Annotated in this window: 7 protein-coding genes; 4 read left to right on the top strand and 3 right to left on the bottom strand. The window is 49.8% G+C overall.

Translation table 11 applies throughout. The annotated features are described in order from the left end of the window. Positions 1-53: 53 nt before the first annotated feature. Positions 54-257 carry an ArsR/SmtB family transcription factor gene (locus tag FD23_RS05335; RefSeq protein ID WP_044880529.1) on the bottom strand — a complete coding sequence of 68 codons (204 nt, stop codon included), beginning with the start codon at positions 255-257 and terminating at the stop codon, positions 54-56. A 111-nt stretch (positions 258-368) separates the two neighbouring features. Here FD23_RS05335 and FD23_RS05330 point away from each other — a divergent pair, with 111 nt between their 5' ends. The 3 genes from FD23_RS05330 (at position 369) to FD23_RS05320 (ending at position 3,733) form a co-directional block, all read left to right on the top strand. Continuing rightward, positions 369-1,256: a cation diffusion facilitator family transporter gene (locus FD23_RS05330; RefSeq protein ID WP_025895890.1), complete on the top strand. Its 888-nt coding sequence runs from the start codon at positions 369-371 to the stop codon at positions 1,254-1,256. Between the two features lie 201 nt (positions 1,257-1,457). After that, complete coding sequence (locus tag FD23_RS05325; RefSeq protein WP_025895891.1) at positions 1,458-2,483, top strand: branched-chain amino acid aminotransferase; 1,026 nt, start codon at positions 1,458-1,460, stop codon at positions 2,481-2,483. A gap of 116 nt (positions 2,484-2,599) precedes the next feature. After that, complete coding sequence (locus FD23_RS05320) at positions 2,600-3,733, top strand: AI-2E family transporter (protein ID WP_025895892.1); 1,134 nt, start codon at positions 2,600-2,602, stop codon at positions 3,731-3,733. Positions 3,734-4,017: 284 nt separating this feature from the next. Here FD23_RS05320 and FD23_RS05315 read toward each other — a convergent pair whose 3' ends face one another. Next, entirely contained in the window at positions 4,018-6,276 is a 2,259-nt protein-coding gene (locus FD23_RS05315; protein ID WP_025895894.1) for an HAD-IC family P-type ATPase, read from the bottom strand. A 177-nt stretch (positions 6,277-6,453) separates the two neighbouring features. On the opposite strand from FD23_RS05315, the gene FD23_RS05310 reads away from it, so the two are divergent. Beyond that, entirely contained in the window at positions 6,454-7,308 is an 855-nt protein-coding gene (locus FD23_RS05310) for a LysR family transcriptional regulator (RefSeq protein WP_025895895.1), read from the top strand. A gap of 47 nt (positions 7,309-7,355) precedes the next feature. On the opposite strand, the gene FD23_RS05305 is transcribed toward FD23_RS05310, so the two are convergent. Next, positions 7,356-8,798 (bottom strand): ABC transporter substrate-binding protein/permease (locus FD23_RS05305; RefSeq protein ID WP_164477171.1); only part of this gene is annotated, 1,443 nt, incomplete at its 5' end.

Below are 8,798 nucleotides of genomic sequence, written 5' to 3'. Positions count from 1 at the left end.
TTTTGTGCTCTGATCCAGTGAAAACGATTTTTCTTACTGGATCGGAACAGTGTTCAGTTTAATTTTACAATCGGCGGTTTTTTCAAAATACCGAGCTGCTTGGAAATTACCGGCTGAGAGACGCCCAGGTGACCGACGATTGCCGAAACCGGGCTTTCGCCGTGTTTTCTCAGGTAAAAGAGAATATGGATCCGCAGGCTGCTGCCCAAGACCTTGAAAAGGCGGGCCGCCTGGTCGATCAGTTCTTCGTGTGTCATGCGGGTCTCCTTTCCAATTTCCCCCTTGATTATATATCATTTTTGTAATATAGTGTAGGTAAGAGTAAATATACCAAAAACGATATATGAAAGATTGTGCAGGTAAAAATCATGAAAGACCAAGCATCAAAAAGGTATTTGTTGGTGACTGTCTTCAATGTCATCATTACTGCCGCGGAAATTGCCGGCGGGATTATCTCCGGTTCCCTGGCCCTCTTGTCAGATGCTTTGCATAACTTGAGTGACGTTGTTTCCATCGTGGTTGCCTTTGCGGCTAATTTGATCGCCAAAAGAAGCAAGGACCAGCACAAGACCTTTGGCTACAAGCGGGCCGAAACCCTGGCTGCCTACACCAACGGCCTCTTCTTGCTGGCCATCAGCATCTATCTATTTATTTCAGCCATTAAGCGTTTCAGCAAGCCTGAACCGATTGAAGGGGGCGTCATGTTCATCGTCTCCTTGATCGGCCTGGCCGGCAACTTGATCTCCATGCTGATCCTGGGCAAGGGGAGCAAGGAGAATTTGAATGCCCGGGCCCTCTTTTTGAATATGATGTCGGACACCTTGTCCAGCGTGGCTGTCGTGGTGGGGTCACTCTTAATTTACTACCAAAACTGGACCCTGGTGGACCCGGTCTTAACTATGGCCGCGGCAATTTTCCTCTTGAAAGAAGCTTTTGAAGTCACCAGGGACTCAGCTAACGTCTTGATGGAAGCTAACCCCGACCTGGACCTGGAAGCCATTGAAGAGGCTGGTTTGGCCTTTAAGGAGGTAATACAGCTCCACTACCTGCATGTCTGGCGCTACAGTGATGACACCATCATGCTGGACGCCCACATTGTGGTTGACTCCGGTTTAACCGCCAAGCGGATTGAAGAGCTTGATGAAGAGATTGCTGCTTGTCTGAAGGAAAAGTTTGCCATCAACCACGTTACCCTGCAGGCAGAATGTAGCCGGGGCCTGGACGAGGACCTTTTGTCAACCAACAAGGAAAATTAAGAAAAGATTAGCTAACTTAAAAAAGAGAAAATTAGGGTCAAAAGGCTTGTCTTCGCAAGGCTTAGGCCTTAGAAGAATTAAAGTTAGCAAAAAAATAGCAAGAAAATGAAAATAAATTTAAAAAGACCTTGCTAACCTTCAGAAAGAGTATTATAGTTACAACTATAAAAACTAGTGATTGAATTTTTAGGAGGTAATATCATGGCAAAAAAAGATTTCGATTGGGCAAATATCGGATTTGGCTATCATCAAACCGACAAGCGCTACGTGGACTATTTCCACGACGGTGCCTGGGAAGGCGGCAAGCTGACCGACGACCCTAATGTCGTATTGAATGAATGTGCTGAAACCCTGCAATATGCCCAGCAAGTTTTTGAAGGGATGAAGGCCTACACCTGGAAGGACGGATCTGTTGTTGTCTTTAGGCCAGACCAAAACGCGGAACGGATGTACAACTCCGCTAAGCGGATCGAAATGCAGCCTTATCCAAAGGACAAGTTCGTTGAAGCAATCGACCAAGTAGTCAAGGGCAATGTTGACTGGGTACCGCCATACGGTTCAGGCGCGACTCTTTACCTGCGTCCATACGAAATCGGCACTACACCAATCATCGGCGTTGCTCCGGCAACTGACTACATGTTCAGAATCTTTGCAACTCCAGTTGGCCCATACTACAAGGGCGGGGCTACTCCAGTTGCCGTTCAGGTTGCCCAATATGACCGGGCTGCACCTCGCGGGACTGGCCACGTTAAGGCCGCTTTGAACTATGCCATGAGTTTGAAGGCGACTGTCGCTGCCCACCAGGCAGGTTTTGCTGAAAATATGTACCTGGACCCAGCTACCCAAACTTACATTGAAGAAACGGGTGGCTCAAACATTATCTTCATCGACCAAAACAACCACTTGGTCGTTCCTAAGTCAAATTCAATTTTGCCATCAATCACTAGACGCTCCATTGTATACTTGGCTGAACACTACCTCAACTTGACGGTTGAAGAAAGACAAGTCCGTTTCGACGAAGTTCCATCCTTCAAGGAATGTGCTTTAGTCGGCACGGCTGCCGTATTGTCACCAGTTGGCCGCATCGTCAATGGCGACCAGGTCATCGACCTGCCATCAGGCATGGACAAGCCAGGCAAGTTCATGGAAGAACTTTACAACACTTTGACTGGCATCCAAAACGGGGAAGTCGAAGCCCCAGAAGGCTGGATCCACCACGTGATGTAAAAATCATAATCGAGAAGAAGATAAAAAATAGCAGTTTTCGCAACTGCTTTTTTTATTGCTTTGGCCAGGGCCGGAAACTGTTATAATAAAAGCTAGTCAAACTAGCGAGGTGTATGATGAACAAATTTTGGAACCACATTGATCAGAAGTATTTTAAGATTGCCCTCTACTGTCTGGGCACGGTCTTTGCCGGTCTCTTCATCCTGCTTTTAGCCTATGAGTCAACTGGCTTCTGGGTCCGGGTAGGCAAGATTCTGGCAGCAATTGCCCAGCCTTTGACTTACGGCTTAGTTTTAACCTATCTCTTGCTGCCTTTGACCAACTTTTTTGACCGGAAGTTTTCCAAGGGCAGCAGCCAGGGGGCAGTGGCGACGGCCAGCCGGTCAGCCGCAGTGGCCTTGACCCTGCTCTTGCTCTTGCTGGTTATTTTACTGGCCGCGACAGCGGTTTTCGTGACCTTCTTCAAGCAGCTGAGCCATTTCAGCCTGGGAAGCTTAGAAAGCCTCTATGACCAACTGAAAGCCCAGTACAGCAGCTTTATCAACGAAATCTTAGCCTACCTGCAAAAGCAGGGCTGGTCGACCAGCGGCCTGGTCTCTTATATGCAAAAGGGGGTCGGCCGGGTAACTGGCTTTTTGAGCGACTTCTTCTTCGGGATGATTTTTGCCATCTACTTCCTCTACGATGGCCAGCGGATCGCGGCATACTGGAAGAGAAACCTGGGCACCCTCTTAAACAAAAAGGTGATCAGGGTAATCAAGCTCTTCTTAGCAGACGCTGACCGGGCCTTCTCCGGCTACATCAGAGGGCAAATTATCGATGCTTTTATCGTTGGCCTTTTAGTTAGCCTGGCCATGCTGATTGCCAAGGTCCCATATGGCCTTTTGATCGGCTTGGTAACCGGGCTGGGTAACCTAATCCCATACTTTGGTCCGATTTTAGGCTATGGGATGGTTATCTTAGCCTGCACCCTCAGCCAGAATATGACAGCTTTGATCGTGGGGATGATTATTCTCCTCTTGATCCAGGCGATTGATGGCAATATTCTTAATCCTAAGCTTTTGTCTTCAGCCATTCACATCCATCCCCTGTACGTTATCGTCTGCGTGATTGCCGGCTGGGCCATGGGCGGCTTTGTGGGGATGCTGATTGCCGTCCCGATGGGGGCCTTGCTGAAAACGGAATTCGAGCGCTTGATTGCCTACCGGCAAAAGCAGCTGGAAAAGAGCAAAGAGGCAAGTGAAGAGTAAGCAGTAAGCAGAAAAAGTAGATATAAGAACTAAGTAAAAGGACTCGCAAAAGCGAGTCCTTTTTGTCAGATTAAACAGTAATAAGTACAAAGCATTTAGTAGATGATTTAGTTTGCCTTACTGGCCATTAGCCAGCTGAACTTTTTTCAGGCCAGCATGCCGGATAATATGACCAACAACAGAATTGCCAGACTCATGATGATTCTAAAAATTCTCTTGCGCATTAAATTCTTCTTTCCCTGTAAAGCTAATTGGCAAAAAATAGCCAAACACACATTTATTTGTTACTTGTTCTTCATGACCGGCTGGTAGACCAGGTCGATCAAAATGGCGGCCAGGAAGGCTACGGCCAAAGGGGTCAAGAGCTCCTTAATCCCGATGGCCGGCATGGCGATGCCCAAAAGTGCTAAAAGGCAGGTCAAAAGTATATCGGCGATCTGGACACTGGCTACCGGCTTAGATGGGGCAGACTGCCAGAAGAAGCGCTTGGTCCGGGTGATCAAGACGATCATCATGGCGCTCATAACTAAGAAGACGTAGACTATGGTCCCAACTTGATCATGATTTACTCCGGCCTTTGTTAAGGCAGAGACGAAGGCAAAACCGATGATTGTCCAGGCTCCTGCCAAGGAGAAGGCAATTTTAGCCAGCTTGCCCATATCCCAGTTCTCCGGCTTGTAAGTGATGTGAGTCTTGTCGGTTCCGATCATCATGGTGACCATGTTGTTCATGATCGTGTAGATGACCATGGCATTTAAGGCCATCGGCAGGTAGCCGAAAATAAGATAAGAGAAGGTCAAGAGCATGGTCAGTTCAGCCGTTCTGGCTAGTTTGGTTAAAGACCAGGTGGTCATCCGCTGGTAAACCCGGTGGCCGGCATCCAAGATCTTGACGATAGGGCTAAGGCCCTCATCCAAAAGAACCATCTTGCTGCTCTTTTTTGCCACGTCAGCGGCATTTGATACAGCTATGCCGACTTCGGCCTGCTTGAGGGCAGGGGAGTCGTTAACCCCGTCCCCGGTCATGCCGACGATATAGCCAGCCTTTTGGAAGTACTTGACCATATCCAGCTTGTCTTCCGGCAAAACGTCGGCGATCCCGGCCAGGTCTTCCGCCTTTACCCCCTCTTTAAAGTCGCTGATCGAGATGACCTTGCCAGTCAAGCCGACTTCTTCAGCCACGCTGGCCGCGGTTTTCTGGTTGTCCCCGGTCAGCATGACTGGCTTGATTCCCCGCTTGACCAGTTCGGCCAGGGCGGCTTTTGAATCAGCTCTGACCTTGTCTTTAGTGATAAAAATACCCGCCAAACGGTCGTCGAGCAAAATCCCGACTGACCGGCCCAGACTGAGGTCGACAGCTGCCAATTGTTCAGAAATAGCCGGATCAATCTTACTGAACTGCTTGACTGAACCCAGCTTAACGTCGTGGCCTTCTCCTCGGCCTTCAGAATAGCCCTGGCTGGAAGTGAAGGGGGTAAAGGCTTCTGCTTCTTTAACTGGTATCTTTTTCTCTTGCAGAAAGTCCATTAAGGCCAGGTCGATCACGCTTTGGTTGCGCTGGTCGATGGCCAGGCTGGTCAAGGCTAGGACTTCTTCATCTGAGAGCTTTGAAAAATTAGCAAAAGAGGCGACAGCCGTCTTGTTTTCAGTAATGGTCCCGGTCTTGTCCAGTAAGAGCAGGTTCAGGTTGGCCGCGTCTTGAATCCCGGTTAAGTCACTGGTCAAAACTCCTTCTTTAGACAGGCGGGTGGCCTCAAAGGAATTGGAGAGGGCAAAAGTTGACGGCATAGCTACTGGAATAGAAGCGATAAACATCATGGCCAGGAAGGGCAGCATTTCCAAGATATTTTCACCCCGGATTATGGCCGCGATCAAGAGGATGACGGTCAAAACCCCGTCTAAGAGGCAGAGGTAGTAGATGATCTTGGTCAAAAGCTGCTGCAGGTGGCCAGGTGCCGCGGACGTGTTGATCAAGTTGATGGTCTGCCCGCTTCTTGAATTGGTCCCGGTCGCGCTGACTCTGCCCAGAGCCTCGCCGTCCATGACGGTCGTGCCCGCAAAAGCTGTCGCCCCGGCTTTTTTATGGACATTTTTGGCTTCCCCGGTGATTGAGGATTCATCTAAGGTCAAGTTCCCGTCCAAAAGGTCAATGTCGGCGGCCAAAATATCCCCTTTTTGCAGGTTGACGATATCGCCGACTACCAGGTATTTGGAGTCAATTTTTTGCCAGCGGTCATCTCTTAAAACAGCGACAACCGGGGTCAGCTGCTGGGAAATTGAACTCAGGACCTTGCGGGACTTCTTCTTCTGCGTGGCCCCGTTGTAGGCGGCAAAGAGCAGCATAAGCAAAACGAAGAGGGACTGGATCCACTTGCCTAGGGCACATTCCAGGAGGAGTGCCGCCTCCAGAATCCAGGCACTGAGATTCCAAAGCTTGCCGGCAAATTCCTTCCAGAAGCTGAATTCCGGCTCCGGCACCTGGTTGAGTCCGTCTTTTTTTAAGCGCAGGTCAGCTTCAGCCTGCGTCAAGCCTTTTACTTTCATGCAAAGATCTCCTTATAATTATTCTTCAGTCGTGACGTGTTACATTTAGAAGTTATTTTTCTCACTGTTCATTGTAGCCCCCAGATTGATATAAATAAAATACTGATTTATGATGTTAGATATCTAAAGAGTTGATATCTACTAAGCTCAAAGATCATTAAAAAGAGAGGGAAGAAAATGAATTTCAAGCAGCTCAATTACTTTCTGGTCGTAGCCGAGGAAGGGCAGATTACTTCAGCCGCCAAGCGGCTCTTTGTCGGCCAGCCAGCCCTCAGCTACCAATTAAAGCAATTAGAAGAGGAGCTAGGGGCTAAGCTATTTATCCGTCAGCCTTATGGAATTGAACTGACCGAGGCTGGAAAAAAGCTGCGGGATTATGCTGGTCAGATTTTGACCTTAGCTAAAAACGTCCAAACCGAAATTACGGAGCTGGACCGGGGCGGGCGGGGAAGGGTTAAATTAGGTTCCGTCTCTTCTTCAATCGGCGAGCTTCCTTCCGCCAAATTGACGGCTTTTGCCCGCCAGCATCCCGGCGTCTCCTTTGACATCTACGAAGACAACACTTTCGGCATCCTGGACAAGCTGCAGGGCAACCTGCTGGACCTGGCCATCGTCCGCACCCCCTACAACCGGGTCAACTTGAACTTTGTCGACATCAGCGATGAGCCGATGACCGCGGTTACCTGCCAGGACTTTTTCCCTGGCAAGGGAAAAGTAGGGCTGCAGGACCTGGCCAGCCAGCCCTTGGTTATCTACCGGCGCTTTGAGGACATGTTCAAGGAAGCCTTCGCGGAAAAAGGTCTCACCCCAAATTTTGTGGTTAAGTGCGATGATTCCAGAACCGCTATCAGCTGGAGCGACTCTGGCCTGGGGATTGCCCTGGTGCCGGAATCAATCGCCAAAACTTATGCCAAAGGCCACATCTACCCAATCGACTCGGCTAAGTGGCGGACCCGCCTGCAGCTGGTCTGGCGCAAAGACCGGGTGGTTACCCCCTTAATGCGGCAAATTATTGCCCTATATGCAAAATAAAAACTGGAAGCCAATCTAGGTTTCCAGTTTCTTTCTATTGTTTGTCTTTATGCCCGGCTTGAAGTCAGGTTCATCCGCCGTTCAAAGTAGTTGAGCAGACGGGTCAAAATAAAGGTTACCACGAAGTAGATGCACATGGTGATAAAAAGCGGCATGACCCCGCGGTAGGTCGCGGTTTGGACCAGGCCGGTCTCGTACATCAATTCCCCAACCCCGATGACGGAGACCAGAGAGCTGTCCTTGGTCAAGGTAATGAATTCATTGCCCAGGGCTGGCCAGATATTCTTCAAGGCTTGCGGGAAGACTACGTAGCGGTAGGTCTTGGCCTGGCTGAGGCCCAGGGACCGGGCAGCTTCCGTTTGCCCCTTGGCCACGGAATTGATCCCGGACCGGATGTCTTCAGCTACGTAAGCCCCGGAGTTAAGGCCGATGGCGATGATCCCGGCGGCCAGGGCCGGCATATTCTTGATCAGCATCCCGACTCCGAAGTAGACAAACATGATCTGAACCATCTGCGGAGTGCCCCGGAGGAACTCAATGTAGCAAACGGCAATGGCGTGCAAAAGCTTGTTCTTAGACAGACGCATCAAGGCGAAGATGACACCCAGGGCTAAACCAATCGTGATGGAGCAAATCGTAATAATCATGGTGTAGCCCAGGCCAGTCGCGAAGTAGCTGGCGTACTTGCTCATGGAGTTGTTGGTCTTGCTTGAGGCCTGCTTCATGGCCTTGGCAGCGGCCGGGATGTACTTCTTGTTAAACAGGTCCTGCTTTTGGCAGTCGTTGATGGTCTTGTTGATGGCCTTGACCAGGTCGCCTTGCCCCTTGGCCACCCCAACAGCGTTGCCCATCTGAGCCTGGCTGAGGCTGGACTTGACCAAAGACAGGGAAGTGTCGTTGGTGGCGTAAGTCTTGGCGTTCAGTTCACCTAATAAAACAGCGTCAACCTTACCGGACTTAAGCGCCATGAGCAGGTTGCTGATCTTTGCCAGCCCCTTGACCTTGATCCCGCTCTTAGCAGCGTTTTTCTTCAAGGAAGTGTACTGAAGCGAACCGGTTTGAGCACCAACCGTCTTGCCTTTAAAGGAGGCGGTGCTGGTATACTTGGCCTTGTTGGTCTTGCTGATGACAAAGTAGTCAGACTTTTCAGCGTAGTAGATCTTGGAGAAGTCAATGCTCTTTTTCCGTTCGGCCGTTGGGGTCATCCCGGAAATGATCATATCGATCTTGCCAGTTTCCAGGGCAACCAGGAGGGAGTCAAAGTCCATGTTCTTGATTTCTAGCTTGACCCCCAGGTCCTTGGCGATCTGCTTGGCCAGTTCAACATCGACGCCGACATACTTGTTTTTGCCGTTGACGTTCTTGGTAAATTCTAATGGCGGGTAGTCAGCGGACATGCCGACAACTAATTTGCCGGACTTCTTGATCTTCTTCATGACCGTGCCGCTGGCCACTTTCTTGCTGCTGGCGGCATCAACTGCTGGAATTGC

The organism is Lactobacillus delbrueckii subsp. delbrueckii DSM 20074 = JCM 1012 (assembly GCF_001433875.1).
In the GTDB taxonomy this organism is placed as follows: Bacteria; Bacillota; Bacilli; order Lactobacillales; family Lactobacillaceae; genus Lactobacillus; species Lactobacillus delbrueckii.
This window is presented reverse-complemented; position numbering and strand designations above follow the sequence as displayed.